The sequence below is a fragment of the Granulicella sp. S156 genome, from assembly GCF_009766105.1.
Lineage (GTDB): Bacteria > Acidobacteriota > Terriglobia > Terriglobales > Acidobacteriaceae > Granulicella.
The window spans coordinates 609,851-630,374 of record NZ_LMUH01000026.1 but is presented as its reverse complement, the minus strand read 5'-3'; the positions used below and the strand labels follow the sequence as shown (position 1 = coordinate 630,374).

At 60.1% G+C, this 20,524-nt stretch carries 22 protein-coding genes; 13 read left to right on the top strand and 9 right to left on the bottom strand.

What is annotated here, in order from left to right; translation table 11 throughout:
* Positions 1-9: 9 nt before the first annotated feature.
* Positions 10-459, bottom strand: a complete 450-nt coding sequence (locus GSQ91_RS24045; protein WP_158824271.1) for a DinB family protein — start codon at positions 457-459, stop codon at positions 10-12.
* 185 nt (positions 460-644) lie between these two features.
* On the opposite strand from GSQ91_RS24045, the gene GSQ91_RS24040 reads away from it, so the two are divergent.
* Positions 645-1,064: a hypothetical protein gene (locus tag GSQ91_RS24040; RefSeq protein WP_158824270.1), complete on the top strand. Its 420-nt coding sequence runs from the start codon at positions 645-647 to the stop codon at positions 1,062-1,064.
* Between the two features lie 27 nt (positions 1,065-1,091).
* Complete coding sequence (locus tag GSQ91_RS24035) at positions 1,092-1,442, top strand: hypothetical protein (protein WP_158824269.1); 351 nt, start codon at positions 1,092-1,094, stop codon at positions 1,440-1,442.
* Here the strand turns inward: GSQ91_RS24035 and rsmI are convergent.
* Positions 1,439-2,386, bottom strand: coding sequence for a 16S rRNA (cytidine(1402)-2'-O)-methyltransferase (gene rsmI / locus GSQ91_RS24030; protein WP_158824268.1), 948 nt, complete (start codon positions 2,384-2,386; stop codon positions 1,439-1,441). The genes GSQ91_RS24035 and rsmI overlap by 4 nt on opposite strands.
* The gene (locus GSQ91_RS24025) at positions 2,383-3,540 is read right to left on the bottom strand and encodes a CBS domain-containing protein (RefSeq protein WP_158824267.1); all 1,158 of its coding nucleotides are present in this window, start codon (positions 3,538-3,540) and stop codon (positions 2,383-2,385) included. Before GSQ91_RS24025 ends, rsmI begins: the two co-directional genes overlap by 4 nt.
* A gap of 24 nt (positions 3,541-3,564) precedes the next feature.
* Here GSQ91_RS24025 and rsmD point away from each other — a divergent pair, with 24 nt between their 5' ends.
* A complete protein-coding gene (gene rsmD, locus GSQ91_RS24020) occupies positions 3,565-4,152 on the top strand; it encodes a 16S rRNA (guanine(966)-N(2))-methyltransferase RsmD (protein ID WP_371417139.1) in 588 nt (195 codons plus the stop codon).
* A gap of 83 nt (positions 4,153-4,235) precedes the next feature.
* On the opposite strand, the gene GSQ91_RS24015 is transcribed toward rsmD, so the two are convergent.
* Positions 4,236-4,814 carry a hypothetical protein gene (locus GSQ91_RS24015; RefSeq protein WP_158824266.1) on the bottom strand — a complete coding sequence of 193 codons (579 nt, stop codon included), beginning with the start codon at positions 4,812-4,814 and terminating at the stop codon, positions 4,236-4,238.
* Positions 4,811-5,854, bottom strand: coding sequence for a thiamine-phosphate kinase (thiL, locus tag GSQ91_RS24010; RefSeq protein WP_158824265.1), 1,044 nt, complete (start codon positions 5,852-5,854; stop codon positions 4,811-4,813). Before thiL ends, GSQ91_RS24015 begins: the two co-directional genes overlap by 4 nt.
* Positions 5,855-6,067: 213 nt before the next feature.
* On the opposite strand from thiL, the gene GSQ91_RS24005 reads away from it, so the two are divergent.
* The 3 genes from GSQ91_RS24005 (at position 6,068) to GSQ91_RS23995 (ending at position 9,570) form a co-directional block, all read left to right on the top strand.
* Positions 6,068-7,330: an amidohydrolase family protein gene (locus GSQ91_RS24005; protein ID WP_158824264.1), complete on the top strand. Its 1,263-nt coding sequence runs from the start codon at positions 6,068-6,070 to the stop codon at positions 7,328-7,330.
* Between the two features lie 291 nt (positions 7,331-7,621).
* Positions 7,622-8,626 carry a M23 family metallopeptidase gene (locus GSQ91_RS24000; protein ID WP_158824263.1) on the top strand — a complete coding sequence of 335 codons (1,005 nt, stop codon included), beginning with the start codon at positions 7,622-7,624 and terminating at the stop codon, positions 8,624-8,626.
* 116 nt (positions 8,627-8,742) lie between these two features.
* Entirely contained in the window at positions 8,743-9,570 is an 828-nt protein-coding gene (locus GSQ91_RS23995) for a hypothetical protein (protein ID WP_158824262.1), read from the top strand.
* Here the strand turns inward: GSQ91_RS23995 and larB are convergent.
* Genes larB through GSQ91_RS23980 form a run of 3 tightly spaced genes read right to left on the bottom strand, consistent with a single transcriptional unit; the run spans position 9,567 to position 12,545 of the window.
* Complete coding sequence (gene larB / locus GSQ91_RS23990; RefSeq protein ID WP_158824261.1) at positions 9,567-10,325, bottom strand: nickel pincer cofactor biosynthesis protein LarB; 759 nt, start codon at positions 10,323-10,325, stop codon at positions 9,567-9,569. The genes GSQ91_RS23995 and larB overlap by 4 nt on opposite strands.
* Positions 10,315-11,199, bottom strand: a complete 885-nt coding sequence (gene larE / locus GSQ91_RS23985; protein ID WP_254064857.1) for an ATP-dependent sacrificial sulfur transferase LarE — start codon at positions 11,197-11,199, stop codon at positions 10,315-10,317. Before larE ends, larB begins: the two co-directional genes overlap by 11 nt.
* Positions 11,196-12,545 (bottom strand): lactate racemase domain-containing protein, encoded by a 1,350-nt coding sequence (locus GSQ91_RS23980; RefSeq protein ID WP_158824260.1) that lies wholly within the window; start codon positions 12,543-12,545, stop codon positions 11,196-11,198. The genes larE and GSQ91_RS23980 overlap by 4 nt, the downstream gene beginning before the upstream one ends.
* Before the next feature lie 213 nt (positions 12,546-12,758).
* On the opposite strand from GSQ91_RS23980, the gene GSQ91_RS23975 reads away from it, so the two are divergent.
* The 7 genes from GSQ91_RS23975 to GSQ91_RS23945 all read left to right on the top strand — a co-directional run bounded on the left by GSQ91_RS23975 (position 12,759) and on the right by GSQ91_RS23945 (position 18,953).
* On the top strand, positions 12,759-13,340 hold the full coding sequence (locus GSQ91_RS23975; protein ID WP_158824259.1) for a helix-turn-helix transcriptional regulator: 582 nt from the start codon (positions 12,759-12,761) through the stop codon (positions 13,338-13,340).
* The gene (locus tag GSQ91_RS23970) at positions 13,337-13,987 is read left to right on the top strand and encodes a hypothetical protein (RefSeq protein ID WP_158824258.1); all 651 of its coding nucleotides are present in this window, start codon (positions 13,337-13,339) and stop codon (positions 13,985-13,987) included. The genes GSQ91_RS23975 and GSQ91_RS23970 overlap by 4 nt, the downstream gene beginning before the upstream one ends.
* A 151-nt stretch (positions 13,988-14,138) precedes the next feature.
* Positions 14,139-15,587 carry a flotillin family protein gene (locus GSQ91_RS23965; protein ID WP_158824257.1) on the top strand — a complete coding sequence of 483 codons (1,449 nt, stop codon included), beginning with the start codon at positions 14,139-14,141 and terminating at the stop codon, positions 15,585-15,587.
* Positions 15,588-15,660: 73 nt separating this feature from the next.
* Positions 15,661-16,356, top strand: coding sequence for a PspA/IM30 family protein (locus GSQ91_RS23960; RefSeq protein ID WP_158824256.1), 696 nt, complete (start codon positions 15,661-15,663; stop codon positions 16,354-16,356).
* Positions 16,357-16,724: 368 nt separating this feature from the next.
* Complete coding sequence (locus GSQ91_RS23955; protein WP_158824255.1) at positions 16,725-17,756, top strand: alpha/beta hydrolase; 1,032 nt, start codon at positions 16,725-16,727, stop codon at positions 17,754-17,756.
* 44 nt (positions 17,757-17,800) lie between these two features.
* Positions 17,801-18,586 (top strand): HipA family kinase, encoded by a 786-nt coding sequence (locus GSQ91_RS23950; RefSeq protein ID WP_158824254.1) that lies wholly within the window; start codon positions 17,801-17,803, stop codon positions 18,584-18,586.
* Positions 18,564-18,953, top strand: coding sequence for a DUF3037 domain-containing protein (locus tag GSQ91_RS23945; protein ID WP_158824253.1), 390 nt, complete (start codon positions 18,564-18,566; stop codon positions 18,951-18,953). The genes GSQ91_RS23950 and GSQ91_RS23945 overlap by 23 nt, the downstream gene beginning before the upstream one ends.
* 136 nt (positions 18,954-19,089) lie before the next feature.
* On the opposite strand, the gene GSQ91_RS23940 is transcribed toward GSQ91_RS23945, so the two are convergent.
* A complete protein-coding gene (locus GSQ91_RS23940; RefSeq protein ID WP_158824588.1) occupies positions 19,090-20,520 on the bottom strand; it encodes a sorbosone dehydrogenase family protein in 1,431 nt (476 codons plus the stop codon).
* Between the last annotated feature and the right edge of the window lie 4 nt (positions 20,521-20,524).

The window sequence follows — 20,524 nt, the reverse complement described above, 5'->3', positions numbered from 1 at the left end:
TCAAGGGGGCTATTTTGCAGCGATGCCCATTTGTTGAAGATGGTGTTTCAGGTGTGCAACGTAGTCGGTTGCCAGAAATTCGAGAGTAACGGGTGCATCGTCGCCGATATGACAGGCGGTCTGGAGCTTTGACTCCGGCAGGTGCGCGATGACGTGGGCGAGAAAGCGGTTGTAGGAGCTCCAGAGCGCCAGAAGCTGCGGCCACGCGACGTGCTGAAAGGCTTGCACGCGAACGTTGCCGTCCTGGTCATAGCCGGGAAGGGTGAGGGACTCCTGCAGGCTGGCGCGAACGAAGCGCTGATGATTGTTGGAGGCGGAATCGATGAGGTGGCCGACGAGCTGCTTGCGCGACCAGCCCCCGGCGAGCAGCCGCTCCTTGCTCAGGGACTCGTCGATCCGGGCGAGCACCGGCTCGGCGGTATCGATGAGGTGCAGGAGCTTCGCGCTGAGGGCTTTCATCTTGCGTCCTTTGTGTAGAAAATGTGGCAAAGAGATATCGAAAAACGTGGCAAAAGCCGTTGTGGATTGAAGCGGCCTGTGCCGATGTGCGACAGTTAGTTTGAGTCTAATGGAACTCCGCAGGTCTGCAACCCCTGGATACTGCGGTAAAACTAGCTTTGCAACTCTGCAATTTTGAAGGTCCGATGGCAAAGGCAAAAAAAATACCCAGCTTCGACGAAGTACTGTCCTCCCTCGGCAACGAGAGGTTTGATGTTGCACCAGCCGGCGCGGGTGCAAACCACGGTTCGGGCGCATACCGCGTGAGCAAGTACGGCTGTGCGGCGGAGATCGCCCAGAGCCCGGATAAAGAAGCTCCGCTGCGCATAGTCGCCAAGCCGGGCTTCGTACTCGGCGGCGAGATCTCACGGCTGCTGGACCGTGGCTACCAGAAGTTCCTCAAGACCAGCCACCTGGAGATTCCCGCCACCGCTGACCACCTGCGCGACCTCCACAAGTTCAGCGAAGAGCTGAAAGAGGCTGCCGGCGCACAGACCTTGTACAACGAGGCTCTCGGGACAACCAGTGACCGTTATATGTATGACCGGGTCAAGGGGCGCGAGTAGCCTTCTAACTTGCAAGAGGTCATAGCGATGTTTATGACAACCGGCTTCGCAATGTCATTGATAGCAATCAAGTTCTTGATGGGCTCTTTGATTGGCGCTGCTTTGACGGCATTGATATTCCGATCTCGTTTTGGTCGCAAGCTCGCAATTCGAGGAGTTCTCTGTGCGGGAGTGGCCTTTCTCTTGATGTCGGGTATCGCAGGTTGGGCGGATTCTCATGCTGCCTTTGAAAACGGCCAGCGGATGAATGTAGCTCCGTGGGGTGAAGATTTGCGGACGCGAAACTTCATCGCCGAGCATGAGATCGTTCTTTGTGTATCGGCTAGCGTCATTGCGACGGTCCTCGCGATGCGTCTTTCAAGGGCAAAACACGTTTAGCGACGGCGTGTCTGCGATCGTTGCCATTCGCGATAGGCTTCGCTCTTCCCAATACCGCGTGTTTTAGCCACACGCTTTAGCGCGTCCATCTCCGATAACTTCTCGCCGATCATCAGTGCTGCAACTTCTTTGGCCAGGGTCGGCTGTCCGGCTGGAGTTTGATTGTCTGCAGTCTCTCCCGTCGGTCCTCCTGCGAACAGCAGCACCATCTCGCCGCGCACGCTTGGCCGGGAGCGGAGTTCCGCAAGCACCTCTGACGCCGTGCCTCGTAGAAACTCCTCATGCAGCTTGGTCAACTCACGCGCCAGCACGATGCGCTGCTCTGGCCCGAAGACCACGACGACATCGGCGAGTGCATCGATGACGCGATGCGGTGTCTCGTAGACGATGTGCGTAGTCGTTGCCTCTGTCATGGCAGCGCGCAAGGTCTCCAGCGCCGACCGCCGCTGACCTTCTTTGGCAGGCAGAAAGCCATGAAAGCTGAAGTGCTCCGAGGGCAGCCCGCTCGCAATCAAGGCGCTCAACGCCGCGTTCGCGCCAGGAATTGGGAAGACGTCGATGCCTGCCGCAATGGCCTCGGCAGCGATCGTCGCACCAGGATCGGCGATGCCGGGCATGCCTGCGTCGCTGACCACGGCAATGCGCCCACCCGCTCGCAGTGTCTCGATCAGCTCGCTGGCCCGCGCATTCTCGTTATGCAGGTGATAGCTCACCGTCGGCGTGCGAATGCCGAAGTGGCCCAGCAGCTTCGCCGTCTGCCGTGTGTCTTCACAGGCGATGCGATCTACGGAACGCAGCACTCGCAACGCCCGCAGGGTGATGTCTTCGAGATTGCCGATGGGCGTGGCCACGAGATAGAGTCCCGGCGCCAGCGGTTTGTCTGCCGACGTACTGACCTGCTGACTCGCCGACTCGCTAACTTGCTGGCCTGCTGTTTCGCTCACGACCGCTCCTGCGCCTCGCGAGCCGGACGTGTCAGCTTGATCTGCTGCACAGCGCGTGCGAGACTTTGCGGCGTAAGAATGCCAAGCATCGCTCCGTCTTCGACCACCGGAATAAACTCACTCGCTCCCTGGGAACCCGCCCGGCGCAGCGCAATCACAAGTTTCTCCGCGGGCGCTGCCAGTTGCAGGCTGCGGGTCATCACGCCCTGCAGATAGCTATCGCCCGTTGCCTGCAAGTGGTCTGCAATCGTCTGCCGCGAAACTGATCCGACCAGACGGTCTCCGCGCACGACAGGGAACACATCCTGCAGGCTATGCGTTGTGCGGTCGAGCGCTCCCTGCAGCGTGTCCGAACTCGACAGCAGGGTAAACTCCGTCAGCATCACCTCACGGACCAGAATCGTCTCGTCATTGCTGTCGAGAGTCTGTCTTGACTGGATCTGCGCTCCCAGTAGGGCAAAGCAGCCGAACAGGACGATCCATACGTTCATCAGCGCGATTCCGGCTACCAGCATCGCAAAGGCAAGCATGGTGCCAAGCCCGAAAGAAGGTCTTCTTAGTCGCGGTGTCTGGGCTGTTTTCGCGCCGGTCTGGGCACTCGTCTGGTCACTAATTTGGGCATTCGTCTGTGCCGAACGCGAACGCAGCATCTGGGGTGAGGGAAGAGCGGCGGTCGGCAGCAGGTTGACTGCGCCCATCACGAACTGTGTCCACACAAAGCTGCGCAGAATGTGGCCGATCGAGATCCACGGTTGCGCCAGCAACGGCACATGTGGGTCGATGGCGTAGCTAATTCCCAGCAGCAGGAGGCCAACGCCGAAGTTGGCCAGCGGCGCGGCGAGTACGACCGCGCGCGGCGAGCCAACACCGCCGTCTTCGCGTGGGGCCATCGCCATTACGCCGCCGACCGGCAGAAGGAATAGCGCGCGCAGATGCAGACCGGTATAGGCGGCCACCAGCACCCGCGCCGTCTCGCGCACTGCGACCGCGAACACCAGCGCCAGCCATAGAGCAAAGCCGCGTACAGGACTTCCAGTCGCGGCGATGGAGTAGCCAATCGCCAGCGCCAGCAGCACCGGGAAAGAGATGTGGATTCGCAGGTCGACGCCCATGAACCTGCCGACCGAGAACGACGAACGCAGCATAACTTCCATTGTAGGCTTGCTCCGAGTTCTCAGTTGTCCACTGTATCCTCGGATACGATGCGTGTGATTGCAGGTAAATTCCGGTCGAGGGTCTTGCAGTCGCCACGTGGTCTCGCGACCCGGCCCACGAGCGACCGCCTTCGTGAAACGCTGTTCAACGTCCTAGCGCCGCGTATCGAAGGCGCTCGCTTCGCCGATCTCTATGCGGGCTCCGGTGCAGTAGGCATCGAAGCCCTGAGTCGTGGCGCGGCGTTCTGCTGGTTCGCCGAGAAGGCTCCTCCTGCTGTCGCAGCCATTCGCGCGAACGTCGCCGCGCTGAAGCTTCAGGGTGGCTATGCGATCGAGGACCGCAGCGTCGGACGTCTGCTTCAGTCGATGCTTAAAAACGCTCGCACCGCCGATGTCATCTTCCTCGATCCGCCGTATGAGGCTGCCGAAGACTACACCGCAACGTTGAATTTCCTGGCGCAGAATCACGCAACGCTATTGGCAGAGGGTGCGGTTGTGATTGCAGAGCACGCTCGCAAGAAGTCTCTCGCGGAAAGCTACGGCAACCTCAAGCGCATGCGTGTGCTTGAACAGGGGGATGCGGCTTTGAGCTTTTATCAGGTGCAACCGTAGCGGACAGGTATCCGTCGTAACTGCTCAGGTCGGGTGCCCACCCTGCCGCGCGTCGAGGATGGGGCACCCGGTCTGGGTTCGGTCTAAAACCCGCCACCCGTATGCAGACCCGTGCTCAAGTCGAGTACGAATGGAACGTCCCGGTCTGTCTTCATGTTCCATCCAGTGCCGTGCAGTTTCCCTTGGGAGACCTCGCCAAGCTGCACGCCCTCCCAACTCAGACGTCCACTCTGCCACAGCAACCCCTCGGTACTAACGGCTGCAACATGGTGAAATCCTGCCAGCAGCAACAGGCCTTCGTCAGGCGCAGCGAGAACCTGTGTCACTGGACGCAGCGGGAGATGCAGGCAACGCTCCGGCTGTAGCGTGTCGACGAGATACGCGTAGCCTCCCGCGACTGCCAGCATGTCATCCCCGCGCGGACACGCGTAAACACCAGAGGGGAGGGATGGGTCGCGGAACCCGAGGGCGCAGGTTGCGAGGAAAGCTCCACCCACGGCAGGTTTCACATGGAGCAGCAAGGCTCCACGGGCCATGGCATCTTCTTCCCCGGGCACGTAGAGCGGATACACGAACTGCCGCGCGGGAGCGATCAACGGTGGCGATGCCAACACTTGTGCCGACCACGTATGCGGAAATGATTCGTGCACGATCGCGCTCATTGCAGATGCTCCCATCCCTGTGGCGCAAGCGCAGACCGCGAGCCATCGGCCGCAATCAGGGTTATCGGCGGCGCATTACGTTTCTTTGTCACGATGCGGCCAATGCATGTAATCGCTACACCGCCCAGACTGCGCGGCATCTTCGCGGAGGCTTTGGCGGTGAACAGAAGCTCATAATCTTCGCCGCCATGCAGAGCCGCTGACAACGCTGCACCCGCACCGAGTTGCTCAGCGAGTGAATGCAGCGGAAGGCGAGCAGCATCCACCTCCGCGTTCACCCCCGAGGCCTTGCACAGATGAGTCAGGTCGGTGGAAAGTCCATCGCTGGTATCGATGCAGGCTGTCGCCAGCTTACGCCGCAGCAGCGCCCGCCCCGCCGCCAGTCGCGGCTGAGGAAAGAGATGCGGATTCTCCGAGGTGCTCTGTGACTGTTGCTTTCTTCGTCCAGAATCTTTGCCTTTGTTCTGCAAGCGCGACAACCCCACCGCTGCGCCGCCGATCGCTCCTGTGCAGTAAATCAGATCGCCAACCCTAGCCCCGGAGCGGCGCAGCGCACGCCCTTGCGGCGCGGAGCCCAGGAGAACGATGTCGGCCAGCACATGCTCGCTGGGCGACTCTGACGTATCGCCGCCCGCGAGCGGCACGCCATGCTGCGCCGCAAGCCCCAGCAGTCCATCCAGAAAGCCATCGAGCCAATCCGCATCTTGTGCCACGCTACGTGGCAGGCCGAGCGAGAGAAACGCTGCCATCGGGCGAGCCCCCATCGCCGCCAGATCGCTTAACCCACGGGCCAGGGCGCGGTGCCCAATCGACTCCGGTGTGTGCCAATCACGGCGGAAGTGCCGCCCTTCGAGCGAGAAGTCCGTCGTTACCAGCAGGTCTTGCCCGGCACGAGGGCGCAGGATGGCGCAGTCGTCACCGATGCCCAGCCGCAGGGACGTTGCAGGCCCGTCACCCGCCCGCCGGCGAATGTGCTCGATCAGCGCAAGTTCACCACCTACACGTGAAGATGAATTCCGGACTGGAGAAGAGCGCGACATGAATCTCAGGATACTTTGCTCGCAACAAATCGCCGATTTTCGTCGCGTATCCGTGCTGTAGACTCGCAGACACGCTGTTGCCATCTCCCATCCGCTGTAGCTTCCTTTGAGGGTCTTATGCGCCGAATGCACCGAAGACTGTTCCGGTTGTGTTGCATTGTCTGTCTGTTGTTTGTGCCGTTTGCTTCACCAGCGCAAAAGACGCCCATCGCTTTGATCGGCACCTTGGTCACACCGCAGGAGGTTGTTCCGCAGGGCACGGTGCTCATCCAGAACGGCCGCATCCTTGCGTCGGGCGCCGACGTCAAGCTGCCTGCGGGAACGAAGGTGGTGCATACCGATGGTGTCATCGCGCCCGGCCTGATCGATCTGCATAACCACCTTACGTGGAATGTCCTGCCTCGCTGGAAGCCCATCCAGGAGTTCGGCAGCCGTTACGACTGGCAGCAAAAGCCCATTAGCAAAATACTGCTGACAGTGCCTCACGATGCCTTGGTCAAAGAAGGGCTGGAGTGCGAGATGGAACGCTACGCGGAGGTCAAAGCCATCTCCGAAGGAGAGACCAGCGTAACCGGTAGCCCGCATCTTTCTTGTGTACACGGTTTGGCTCGCAACCTCGACTACGACCCGGAACTAGACGGCTCTTTCGGGCATTTGGGGAAGATTCTCTATGACGTCTTTCCTTTCCAGATGAGTGAGCCGGAATTGATTGCCGCTAAAGAGGTTCTTTCGGCGCAGCCTCGCGGTGCGCTTCTGATCCATGTGGCGGAAGGTGCACCGAATGATGCCTCGGCGGCGCGCGAATTCACGATGCTCAAAGGCCGCGGCCTGCTTCGGCCCGGAGTCTCGCTCATCCACGGTGTTGCGCTGAAGCCCGAAGACTTTGCGGAGATGGCGAAGCAGGATGTCGGCTTTATCTGGTCTCCGCGGAGCAACATCGAACTCTACGGCGATACCGCCAATGTTGCCGCCGCGCAGTCTGCTGGTGTGCGCATAGCGCTGGCCCCGGACTGGAGTCCTACCGGCAGCGATGGCCTCCTGGGAGAGTTGAACTATGCCTCTATCTGGAACCAGACGCAATCGCCCCCGCTCTTTACCGAACGCGACCTGGTGCTCATGGCCACGTCGAATGCGGCGGAGCTGGTAGGGCTATCGGGACAACTAGGTTCGCTTGCCGCCGGCCATGCCGCAGACCTTATGGTTGTCCGCAAGAGTGGGCAGGACGCTTACTGGAGCCTTACACACGCCTCTCCCCAGGATCTCCAGCTTGTTTTGATCGGCGGGGTGCCCATGTATGGCGATCCAGCTATTTTTGAACAACTTACGGGAAGCCAGGGAGAACGGTTGGAGGTTTGTGGCACGCCCAAAGCGGTGGTTGTTGGCGCTAAATCCCTCGCGGAAACCGAAAAAACACTCGACGACGCTCTTCATCAGTTCGGCACAAAGTTGGCCCCGCTGGCCGAATGCGGCAACTAGCGCGCTATTAACGGGTGCCGCGAATGATTTTGCCGGGTTTTCGGCGACTCAGTACCTCAGCATAAATCGGCGTAATCGGATGCCCATTCCTCCATTCAGGGTTGTCGTCAAGGCCGCGCTCCGTTAAGATGAAAAGAGCTAATCTGCTCACCTTGGAGAGGCTGTTGGGTTTCAGTGAGCTGAGTCTGACTTTTACTTTCGTGTCGGGTTTGCTCGCCAGTAAGAACATCGCCCGGTATTTGTAAGCTGCATTCTACAGTTGTGCGAAACCGGTACGAGGCTGTCATCGCTTTGAAAAAACGCTACATCGTATACGTCACACGCGGAGAGAACGGCACGGTGGATCGTGTCCTGGTTCCCATGCGCTACGTAACTGTGTTTGTCGTAGCGGCGATCGTCGGTATGTTCACGATCGCGGGCATGGCGGGTTCCTATTCGCGCATGCTGGCCAAGGCCGAGACGATCAACCACCTGCGTGACGAACTGGCGCTTACCCGCAAGGACTACGCGCACCTCGAAAAGACCGCGCACGAGAAAGATGTGCAGGCCGCCAGTCTCGGTTCGCTGGCCAACGAGGTCTCCGCGATCTATGGTTTGACTGCGGGCAAACTCACGATGTCGCACGGTTCGCATGCCGCTAAGACTCCTGCCGTCGACGCTGCTAAGGCCCCCCTCACGGACGACTCTGCCGACCTTACAGATGACAGCTACTACAAGTCGCTCGACACCTTTTATGCACTTCGGACCACGGCTGCTCAAGGCCTGGCGGCACGGAATATCGGGCAGGGCCTGGATCAGAACCTTGGCGCTCGTGGCGTATTGAGCGGCTTTGCCAGCCTTGACGCCGATTCGGACTCCGTCAATATGCCGGATATGTGGCCCATTCTTGGCCCAATCAACAGCGGTTTTGGCCAGCGTGAAGACCCCGTGCTGGGCATGGGGGTCGGCGAATTCCATAAGGGCGTCGATATCACTTCACCCGATGGCACACCGGTGCATGCTCCTGCCAATGGCCGTGTTGTAAAGGCAAGCCTGGGTACGGGCTATGGCCGCGAGATCCAGATCGATCATGGAAACGGTATTGTCACGGTGTATGGCCATCTGCAGGGCTACAACGTGACCGAGGGGCAGGAAGTGGTGAAGGGGCAGGTAATTGGCTTCGTCGGCCACAGCGGCAGGGCGACCGGTTCGCACCTGCACTACGAAGTCCAGGTTCGCGGCACTGCCGTAAACCCGCATAAGTATCTGCGGACGACCATGGCGCAGCTTGGCGGCGGACCGGCAGGCGGACTGTAAATACCTTGCATCTGTAAAGCAATCAAAGGAGTTCTGTGCGTCGCTTCGCTCGACTCGTCCTTTGTCTTACCCTGTCAGGGTCCTTCGCGCTTTTCTCGCAGACGATAGTTGTTCCTGTGACCCAACCCACACTCGCCCGGCACTATGAACAAGGCGAATCCCTTGTCTACAGAATGCAAGGAATCAACGAAGGCCAATCCACGACCCGCCGATATGATGCCGTTGCAAAGGGGCTCGTAACAAAGGATGCCTCAGGGAATTTCGTCGAACAATTTCACTGGTCAGATGTCCATAGCGACGGGGAAGCCTTCACCCTCTCACCTGAAAGTCAGCAGCTTCAACAGACTGTATCCCTCGATCCGGGCTATCGTCTCGCCATGCCCAGCCTTAGAACGGTGCAGCCGGTGCTCATCGGCCCCATCGCCGACCTGCTTACGTTCTACGCCGATGTCCAGCTCGCGATGCGGCAAAAAGACCTTATCCATGTGGGCGATCATGTCTTCGTCAAACGCAGCGTCCCCAACTCCTGGGCCTATGGCACTCACGTTCTTCTTGGTCAGGATGTCATCGACTTCGACATCTCGCTACAGTCGGTCGACGAGGCAGCGCACACGGCCATACTGATTGTGCGTCACGTTCCTCCTGCGGAACTTCAACTTAAGTTGCCCACTGCGTGGATGCTCAAGCCCGTCGGCTCCAGGCCGAACAACTGGGTACAGGTGGAAAAGACCCAGGAGGGGAAGTATATTGCCGGCATTGGTCTCGAGACCTTTGAAGCTGATATCAAGATTTCGTTGCTATCGGGCCGTATCCTCTCCGCCACCATGGACAACCCTGTAGATGTTCTGGAGCGAACCTGCGACGACGCTGACCTTGCAACCTGTGGCGAAGCTTCACACTATCGCGTCTGGCGCCAGATTCGCCTGGAGGCTCAGCCGAATTAGCGTGAATTGCGGGGTCCGCGAGCGATCAGTGTTGCCACATAGCCTGCGCCAAACCCGTTGTCGATATTGACCACTGTGATATTCGGCGAGCAGGCATTCAACATCCCCAACAGCGCCGCGACACCTTCAAACGCAGCACCGTAGCCAACGCTGGTTGGCACAGCGATTACCGGGGCCTCCACGAGTCCGCCGACGACGCTGGGCAACGCTCCTTCCATGCCGGCGCAGCAGACGATGGCATCGGCGGTCCGCAACTTGTCGAGTTGAGCCAGCAGGCGGTGCAGCCCCGCCACTCCCACATCGTTGATGCGCGTGACCTCCGCGCCGAAGATCTCCGCGGTAACAGCGGCTTCCTCCGCGATGGGCAGATCGCTAGTGCCTGCGCAGACGACGGCGACGTGGCCCTGCGTAGGTGGAGCGTTCTGGGCGAGTGTGATGCAGTGGGCGAGTTCACTGTGCTGCGCCGTGGGTACGATATCGCGGACGGCGGAGAAGTGTTCCTGTGTTGCGCGGGTGGCCAGCACGCTTATACCGCTGGCCGTGAGTTTCGCAAAGATGGATGCGACCTGCTGTGGCGTCTTGCCGGCAGCGAAGACAACCTCCGGCATTCCCGAACGGAGGGATCGATGGTGGTCGAGCTTGGCGAAGCCGAGGTCTTCGAAGGGCAGTGAGGCCAGCCTGTCGGCGACCTTTTCAGGGGTGGTCTTGTTCGCTTCGAGCTGCCGCAGCAGCTCGAGCACGGCCTCACGACGCATGGCTGGAACGCGCTCCCATCAACATCTCGACCGGCAGAACAGCGTTCATCGAACCGGAGCGATAACCCTGTGTGTCGAGCGTGACATAGGTGAATCCCGCGGCTTTCACGGCGGTTGTGATGCGGTCCAGCATGGCCAGCGTCAGCCCCTGTGCGAGTGTGTTGCGATCCAGTTCAACGCGTGCCAGCTCACCATGGTGCCGCACACGCACGCTGAGAAAGCCGAGCTCGTGCAGCGCATCTTCAGCCTGCTCGACCTGCAGCAGCGCCTCACGACTTACGGGTCGTCCATACTCCAGACGCGATGACAGGCATGCGGATGCCGGTTTGTCCCACACGCTCAGGTTTGCTGCTTGCGCCAGAGCGCGGATCGCCTGCTTGCCCAGTCCGGCCTCGGCTAAGGGTGCCGCCGCGTGATGCAGTTCCGCGGCTTTCTGGCCGGGGCGGAAGTCACCGGAGTCATCGGTGTTGCGGCCATAGGCGATGGTGGCGAAGCCGAGCTCGGCGCGCAGAGCTTCCATGGCGTCGAAGAGTTCGTCTTTGCAGTGGAAGCAGCGCTGCCCATCGTTGCGTACGTAGTCGGCGCGCTCCATCTCGTGGGTTTGCAGAATGTGCAGCGGTATTGCATGGAATTCCGCAAAGGCGATGGCGGCAGCCAATTCCTTGCGGGGCAGGCTGGGTGAGTCGGCGATGACCGCGAGCATATTCGCGCCGAGCACTTCGTGGGCCTCCCATGCGAGGTAGGCAGAGTCGACGCCGCCGGAGTAAGCCACCATCAGCCGGGCGTGTTGCGCGAGGATGGTGCGCAAGGCCACGCGCAGGCTCTCGATGTTATCGAGAGCCTGTGTTGTCGCGTTGTCGGTCGGAATGCTCACTGTGTTGCTTTCTCCGCGGCAGCCAACTGCTCGGGGCTGCTCAGGTCGCGGCGATGTGGGTCGTTGAGCTTCTCTTTCGTTGCCCAGAGACCCGCTGAAGGAGTCGAGATGTAGAAGACCTCTTCGCCGTCGGGCATCGTGTTCCAGCCCTCTTTCATCGTTGCGGGATTGTAGCGCGCCTGCACCTCGGCGAGATCGGCATAGTTGTAGCCGACCTGTTCGATCTCAGCTTTCGTCAGATGGCCGGGGGCGTAGGTGATGGTGAAACGACCTTCGCTGGAGCCGTGGATGAGGTGCGCGACGCCGTGAGGAATCGCCTGCATGTCGGCTTCGGTCTTGTAGAGAGCGAGGGTATAGGGTGTGCCCTTGTAGCCGTACTTGCGGATCAGGGCATCGACCTCGGGCTGCTCTCCGAAACGCTCGACTCCCGGTGCAATGATGAGCAGTTCGCCGCCATCGGCGATGGCCATACGGGTGCGGTAGACAGCCTTGTTTGCCACCCAGGTCGCGCGGAACTCGTCGGCCTGCATGACGGCGACCACCTTTTTGATGGGCTTGTCGAAGACGATGATGTTCTGCTCACGGCTGCGACGCGCGGCCTGCAGGTAGGTCTCGAGATCGTCGCCGACGAAGAGCCCGCTGGTGACGAGCTTATTCTCCTTGTCGCGCTGCATGACGATCTGGATATAGCAGTCGGGCACGTCCTTCATGAACTTCTCTTCGGCATAGTTGAAGCAGGCGCGCAGCGGTGTGACCAGGCAGCCGAGGTTGTTCTCGATGCCATAGACCGCGGCGGCGATGTGCGAGGCGCAGATGGTGTCTTTGCCCGCGACTCCGATGAAGTAGTTCTTGTTGTGGTTCGCAAAGCCCAGCACTTCGTGCGGAACGACGTGTCCGATGTTGATGACCAGATCCCACTGTTCTGTCATCAATTTGGTGTTCAGGTCGATGGGAATGTCCCAGTCGGCGGCGCCGCCGGTGGTTGCGTCCACGTAGCTGCCCGGTACTACGCCGACGTGGGTGCAGCCGTCGCGCCAGTCATGCGCGAAGATGCGGTCGTTGGGAATGCTGCCGAACATCCACTTGTTCTCAGCCTCGGTGTGTGGCACATGCTGGCCGAGTGTCGGGATGACCTCTACGTGTGCTCCTGCTGCGTCGAGTTCGCGATAGAGCAGCTCGGTGATGTGGCCTGCGCCGGAGTGGGCGCGGGTGAGATCGGGCGGAAGCAGTAGAACGCGCTTCAGATTGCCGCTAATGCGGTTGCGGGCTTCGGCGAGCAGGCGGGTACAGGCTTCGGCGATCTGCTGCTGCGAAAGGGCGTCTTCTTCGAGGGTGAACCAGGGCACGGATAACTCCTTGCTGTTGGACTATGCAGTAAATGCTTCAATCTTCGCTTCCGACTCTATCGAACGCTCTTACAAGAAGGCAAATTTGTCAGACAGCTAGGCGAAGGAAAGGCGGTACAAGGCTTGCGCACGCTGACCGGTTTTGAGGGGGCTTGACGAATATTGCAATTAGCAATATATTTATTGCAATCCGCAATTAGTGGAGAGTGAGTCATGAAACTGTGCGACAAAATCCGGTACCTGCGTGAGGTAGAAGGCAGCTTGCGTGGGCTGGGGCGCGCCATGACGCAAGGCGAGTTGGTGCGTGCGATCGCGGCGGAGATGGACGAGTCGATCAGCCAGAGCTATCTGTCGCAGATCGAGAGCGGCGCCCGGCCGCACCTAACGAATACCTCGCGACTGCTGCTGGCCAAGTTCTTCAAGGTACATCCGGGATATCTGGTCGATGACCCCGAGGGCTATCACGCCGAGCTGCTGAGTGACGTACGCGGCCTGGAGGACAAGCTCGACCTCTGGCTGATTGGCGGGGCAGAGCGCTTCCGCCGCGATCCTGAGTTGCGACGGGCGTTGCTGGCTGTTGCGCGGCATGAGGATTCGCGTGGGTGCCTGCTGCTGCTGGAAAGCGTGTTGGAGACACCGTCGCTTGCGGAGCGTCTGCTGGAGCTGTTGCGGCCCGTACAGAAGACCGCGGCCAGGCCGCTGGCTCTGATCGAACCGACGGCAGCGAGTGCGGCGGCGAGCAAAGGCAAGAGTGTTGTGAAGGCGAAGAAGTCGAAGAAAGGAGTGGGGCGATGATGGGAACCTGGGATTGGAATGCGATCTACCTGACGTGCTTCGGCGTAGGGCTGGTGTTGAGCCTGATCGCCTTCTTCGGAGGCTTTCTGCATCTTCATGCGGGGCATCTGCACCTGCATGGTCATGCCGGCCATGTGGGCAAGGTTGGGGGCGTGCACGGACAAGGCGCAGCTACGCACATCTCGCCGCTCAACGGCTTCACGTTAGTGACGTTTCTGTGCTGGTTCGGCGGTACGGGATACCTGCTGCATCGGGCCAACATCTTTGGCGGCATGCTGGTGCTGTTCTTCTCGGTGGTGAGTGGAGTTGCGGGAGCAGCGCTGGTGTTCTGGTTTCTGGTCGGGGTGCTGCTGCCGCGCGAGCGGACGCTTGAACCTTCGGATACCGAGATGACCGGCGTGATCGGCCGCTTGAGTGGAGCGATTCCCAAAAGCGGCGTGGGCGAGATTCTGTACTCGCAGAATGGCGTACGTCGCAGTGCCGCCGTGCGGTCGGACGATGGAACAGCGCTCGAACGCGGCGCGGAGGTGGTGGTCATGCGCTATGCCCGCGGCGTCGCGTATGTGCGGCGCTGGGATGAGTTTGAACATGGCCTGTTAGCCGATGGGCCAGTGAGAAACCTTGAGAAAGAAAGCAAGGAGCCGTAAAGAGGCCTGAGCGAAACAGCTTGGCTGAAGAAAGAAGGACTCCGTGCCGGAAGTTCCCTCAGCGGCTAAAGCCGCCTATTTCACACGGATTCCTAACGTACGGGCTGAAGCCCGTACCCTCCAAAACTGGACGAATTGAGAGAGGCAGGAAATGTCGAATCAAATCATTGTCGTCGTTGGGTTGTGTGTTCTTGCAACCCTTGTGCTGATGGGCATGCTGGCCAAGATGTTTCGCAAGGCCGGCCCGAATGAAGCGTTGATCGTCTACGGTTTTCGCGGTCCTCGCGTGATCAAGGGGCATGGCGCGGTCATCTTCCCGGTGGTTGAAAACTGCAGAGAGCTTTCGCTCGAGCTGATGAGCTTCGATGTTGCTCCGCAGCAGGACCTGTATACCAAGCAGGGCGTTGCGGTAACGGTAGAGGCTGTGGCGCAAATCAAGGTGCGTTCGGACAACGAGTCGATCATGACCGCTGCCGAGCAGTTCCTGTCAAAGACTCCGCCGCAGCGCGAAGGTCTTATCCGCCTGGTGATGGAAGGTCATCTGCGTGGCATCATCGGCCAACTCACCGTCGAGCAGATTGTGAAGGAGCCGGAGATGGTGGGTGAGCGCATGCGCGCTACCTGTGCCGAGGATATGAGCAAGATGGGCCTGGAGGTCGTGAGCTTCACGATCAAGGAGGTGCGCGACAAGAATGAGTACATCACCAACATGGGCCGCCCGGATATTGCGCGCATCCGCCGCGATGCCGAGATTGCCACGGCCGAAGCCGAACGTGACACAGCTATCCGCCGGGCCATTGCTCTAAGAGAGGCCGCAGTCGCCAAGTCTGCAGCCGATCAGGAGCGTGTGCTGGCGGAGACGATGTCGCTGGCCAAGCAGGCGGAGGCGCAGCGCGATCTCGACATCCAGAAAGCTGCCTTCACGGAGCAGTCTCGGAAGCAGGAGGCTCAGGCCGACAAGGCGTACGAGTTGCAGACCAACGTCATGCAGCAGAAGGTCATCGCCGAGCAGGTCCGCGTGCAGCAGATTGAGAAAGAGGCGCAGGTCAAGGTGCAGGAGGCCGAGATTCTGCGTAATGAAAAAGAACTCATCGCAACTGTGCTGAAGAAGTCGGAGATCGAGGCGCAGCGCATTGGGAACATGGCGAACGCCGAGAAGGCGCGCATCGTTGCCGAAGCCGAAGGTAAGGCGCAGGCCATTCGTACCCAGGGTGAGGCGGAGGCTTCGATCATCTTCCAGAAGGGCGAGGCGGAAGCCAAGGCCATGAACATCAAGGCCGAGGCCTACCAGGAGTGGTCGCAGGCCGCGGTCGTCGACAAACTCATCACGAACATGGCTGATGTCGTTCGCGCGATGAGCGAGCCGTTGAGCAAGGTGGACAAGATCACGATCGTGTCCACGGGCGACGGGAAGGGCGTCGGCGCGCACAAGCTCACCGGCGAGATGACCGAGATTGCCGCACAGGTGCCCGCGTTGTTCGAGGCTCTCAGCGGCATGAAGATGAGCGAGCTGATGGGGAACATCAAGCAGATGGCGCAACGCCCGAACGGCGGCGCGTCCGATGTTCCACCGACGATCGAAGGCGATAAGAGGGAGTAAACAGTGCGGCGCGTGAGGGTAACCCTTCACGCGCCGCTTTCATTTGAATCATGTACTGAGAAGGAGAACCGTCATGGCACTATCGCTAATGGAAAGAGTGGCAACTCTGCTGCGCGCGAATGTGAACGACTTGATCGACCGCGCCGAAGATCCCGAAAAGATGTTGAAGCAACTGGCGCTCGACATGGAGAACCAGCTACTCCAATTGAAGACGCAGGTAGCGATTGCGATCGCCGATCGGCACCTGCTCGAAAAGAAGACGAAGGAGCAGGAGCAGACAGCAGCGGACTGGCGTGCGAAGGCTGAACTGGCGGTGAACAAGGGCAAGGATGACCTGGCGCGAGCGGCGCTCGAACGTGCTCTGAGCCACGAACAGATGGCTGGGGATCTTGTGCATCAGGTCGAGGAGCAGGCCGAGGAGGTCGATGGGATGCGTACGACGTACAACAAGCTGCAGGGCAAGTTGAAAGCGACGCAGGCTCATTGCGTGCTGCTGGTCGCGCAGCATCGCCGCGCGCAGATGGCGGGCAAGGCGATTACGGCACGTGAGGCAGCGGAGCAGGTTGCTGTCAGCCTGGGACGTGGCCCGGCGCTGGAACGCGTCAAAGCGCGTATCCAGAGTGCGGAGGCTCAGAACTATGCGGGCAAGCAGATGCTCGAAGACGACACCCTGGAGGACGACTTTGCGAAGCTCGAACGCGATGAAAAGGTCGAGCGGCTGTTGGGTGAGTTGAAGGAGAAGAAGGCGCATATGCTGGCGGCAGGGTGAGGTTTTTTCCCGTTAGTGTGATGTGTTTTTCCCTTCCCATACGTTGTCATCTCGACTGAAGGCAGCGCTCTTGCCGCAGCCCGTTCGACTACGCACAGGGGAGGCCTGCAGACGCAAAGCGCGTCACCAATGCTTGTGTCGCGCTTTGCGTCCGTGCCTCCATGAATGCGGTGGTCCTTCAGCTACGCTTCAGGATGACGACGAAAAACAAACAACGGCAATTGCAATTCCCTGGACCCCCCTAGGCGGTTGCCTTTGCTTTCGGTCGAGATGACAGTTCTGGGGTTGTTCTTCCGCATGGATCAACGTCGAGACGACAACTTCTCGCTACTGATGCAGGCCGAATCATCCGGTACGATGACATCTGAATGGGATCGCACAAGCTCCTAGCCCGAATCGGGACGACGATTGTTCTCCTCTGCCTGTTGGCTGGTGGTAGTGGAGTTGCCTACAACGCGCTGAGTCTTCGCCACTATCGTCAGATGGCTGGAGTTCCCGGCAAGCTATACGACATAGGCGGCTACTCCATGCACCTGTACTGCACGGGGGAAGGTTCGCCGACGATCGTGCTGAGTTCAGGCCTGGGCGATGACTTTACGGGCTGGGCGAAGGTGCAACCCGCGCTCGTGCGGCAGACGAGAGTTTGCTCGTACGACCGTGCCGGTTTCGGCTGGAGCGAATCGCGGCCAGGTGTTCAGGATGCCAACGCCATCTCCTCGCAACTTCACCAGCTGATCGGGGCTGCCGGTGTTCAGCGGCCTTTCGTGCTGGTGGGACACTCCATCTCAGGAATCTATCTACGGTCTTACGCAGCGCATTATCCTGACGACCTGGCCGGGCTGGTCTTCGTCGATGGCGCTACTCCGCTTCAGGACGATCGTATTCCGAAGGAGCTGGTAAAGATTCAAGAGGAGCAGCGCCGTCAGATGCCGTGGCAGAAGCTGCTGATGATCCTAGGCTGGTATCGACTACAGGGAGTCTGCACGTCCATCCCTCCGGGCTTTGAAGCCTACAGCGCATGGATCAAAGCGGATTCGTGCATTCCATCGCAGATGGACGCGATGGAGAACGAACTGGATGCCGAGCGGGCCTCAGGAGAAGAGACGATCCACGCAGGGCCCTTTGGCAACCTTCCGGTCCTGATCCTTTCGCGTGACCCGAACGTTCTCGCCCCGAACTGGCCGGCAGCCGTTTCAAAGGCCAACTCCATCGCGTGGAACCAGATGCAGGAGGAGGCGAAGAGCCTGTCCGGTCAGAGCAGACGCATCATCGCTAAGGGAAGCGACCATTACCTTCAGAACGATAGGCCCGATCTCGTGATTCGAGAGATTGGCTCGTTCGTGGAGATGATAAGAGATCATCAGCCCTTCCCGGACAATCGCTCCACGACCGAGCAGTAATGCGGACAAAAGGAACGGCACCCGGTGAAGGTTAGACTAGGCTCATGCCTCTTCGCACCGTCAACGGCACCCGCTATGTGGCACCTCTGCGAGAGGGCGGATCTCTGCCGGCTATCGTCGAGGCGGATGATGGCAGGATGTACGTCGTCAAGTTTCGAGGAGCAGGGCAGGGGGCTCTGGCGCTGGTGGCCGAGTTGATTTCTGGAGAGATTGCGCGGCTGCTTGGCTTGTGCGTTCCGAAGATCGTCTTCGTTCAGATCGATCCGGCCTTCGGGAGAAATGAACCCGATACGGAGATTCGCGATCTGCTGAAAGCCTCCGTGGGCTTGAATGTTGGCCTGGAGTATCTGCCTGGCGCGACGACCTTCGATCCGGCGGCGGGTGATGAAGCCTCGCTGCTGACGGCCTCACTGTGTGTCTGGTTCGATGCCTTTGTGCTGAACGTGGATCGCACGGCTCGCAACGCGAACCTCTTGTTGTCGGAGGAGAAGCTGTGGCTGATCGATCATGGAGCGTCGCTGTACTTTCACCATAACTGGCCGACCGCGAAGGAGAAGGCCACATCGAAGTTCGAGCAGATTCGCGAGCACATTCTGTTGCGCTGGGCCGGCGATATTGCGGCCGCTTCCGAGACGGCACACAGGACTATAACGGATGCGAAGCTGGAGGCGATTCTGCAGCTGCTTCCTGAGGATTGGCTGACTTCGGAGAGGGATGCCGTTACTGCTTCGCAACGGCGCAGCTCCTATCGCGAGTTTCTGCTGTGGCGGCTGGAAGCGTCGAATATCTTTGAACAGGAGATCGCGCATGCTCGCTCCCAAATCGTTTAATTACGCGACAGTACGCGTGGTTCCGCGCGTTGAGCGGGACGAGTTTGTGAATGCGGGAGTGATCGTCTATTCGTCGGAACAGAACTTTCTGGACGCACGCATCGAGGTGAATGAGGCACGTCTTCGGGCGCTGTGGCCAGCGCTGGATGTGAGTATGGTGGCGCGGCATCTTCAGGCCATCTGCCGTATCTGTGCGGGTGATCCTGCAGCGGGGCCGATCGCGCGGCTGTCTAAGAAGGAGCGCTTCTATTGGCTTACCGCGCCGCGTAGTGCGGTTATCCAGATATCGCCTGTGCGGACGGGGCTTTCGTCCGATCCGAAGAGTTTGCTGGATCGGTTGGCGCGGGAGTTGGTTGGGATGGCGTGAAGACTCCCGCATTCGTAAATGCGGGGGTCCTTCGCCTATGGCTCAGGATGACGACGAAAAACAAACAACGGCAAAATCAAAGACACCCCATCTTAGGCGCATAAATCGTGCCGAAGATGGGGTGCCCAGGTTGTAGCTACTTGCCCGTGTAGACAACGTGCCAGACACTGCGTGAGCCGTCGTCGGTGACGAAGAGGCTGCCGTCGTTGCCTACAGTGACACCGACGGGACGGCCCCAGACCTCGCCGTCAGCGGTTACGAAGCCGGTGAGGAAGTCGTCGTACTCTCCGGTAGCGTGACCGTTCTTCATGGGGATGTGGATGACTTCGTAGCCAGCGCGGATCTTGCGATTCCAGGAGCCGTGCTCTGCGGCGAACACGTCACCGGCATACTCGGCGGGGAATGAATCGGCTCTGGTGTGCGCCGGATAGAAGAGCATCTCCAGCGAGGCCATGTGGGGTTGGACGAGGACGTCGGGCGTGACGACTTTGGAGCTAAGGTCGACGCGTTTGCAGTTCTTCGCCTGATCAGCGGTTAGTACAGGCGCCTGGGGATTAGGGCCGGTGCCGTTGGCGCAGGGTTGCGGGAGGCGCGGATCCTGGTGGCCTCCCATGTAGTACCAGGGCCAGCCGAAGAAGCTGCCTTCGGGGACAGAGCTGACGTAGTCGGGTACGAGGTGGTTGCCGAGATTGTCGCGCTCATTGGTGGAGCACCAGAGTTGATGGGTGATGGGGTTGATGGCCTCGCCGACGCAGTTGCGGATGCCGTGAGCGTAGACCTCGACGAACTTGCCGTCGGGGGTGTACTCGAGTACGTCGGCGCGGTGGAACTCTTTGGGATGGGTGTCGGGGTCATCGACGTTGGATCCGGAGCCGACGGAGACGAGCATGTGCTTGTCGTCTGCGGTGAAGACGACGTCGCGCGTCGAGTGGCCGCCGCCGGTGAGTTGGGCGTAGCCGGGGACATCGGGGACCATGGTTTCGGGGGAGCCGGAGGCGTGCAGGTCGCCGACCTTGTAGGCAAAGCGCTGGACGGTGGTGGCATTGCCTACGTAGATGTATTTGGGGTTCTTAGCGGGGTAGAAGGCGATGCCGAAGGGGTGATCGAGGCCCGTAGCGTACTTCTCAAGGGTGGCGGCTTTGCCGTCGGGACGGACGCCGCGAAGGACGAAGACCGTGCCGGCACCGGGGTCGGCGAGAAAGATATCTCCATTGGGAGCGGTGCGCATGAGGCGGGGCTGGGTGAAGGTGCCGCCGCTGAGCTCCATGTGCTCCTTATTGTCTGCGCGCTGCAGGGGAGCGGCGTCTCCACCGGCGTAGAGGGTGACCTTGAAGCCCGCGGGGGCGATGGGCCAGGCATTGGCGGGACGCGGGATCAGGTGGGCGGTGTTGTTGACTGCCTCGCTGGGATTGGGCTGAGGTAGATCGGCGAGGGTGATCTTGTGGCGAACGCCAGGCTTCTGCTGGTTGTAGTCGGTGAAGGCTGCTTGCCCGGTCAGCACCGGCTGCTGTGCGACTGCATTCGCCGCCAGCAGGGCTGCGGTGGTGAGAAGGCTGAGAGAGAGTATGCGC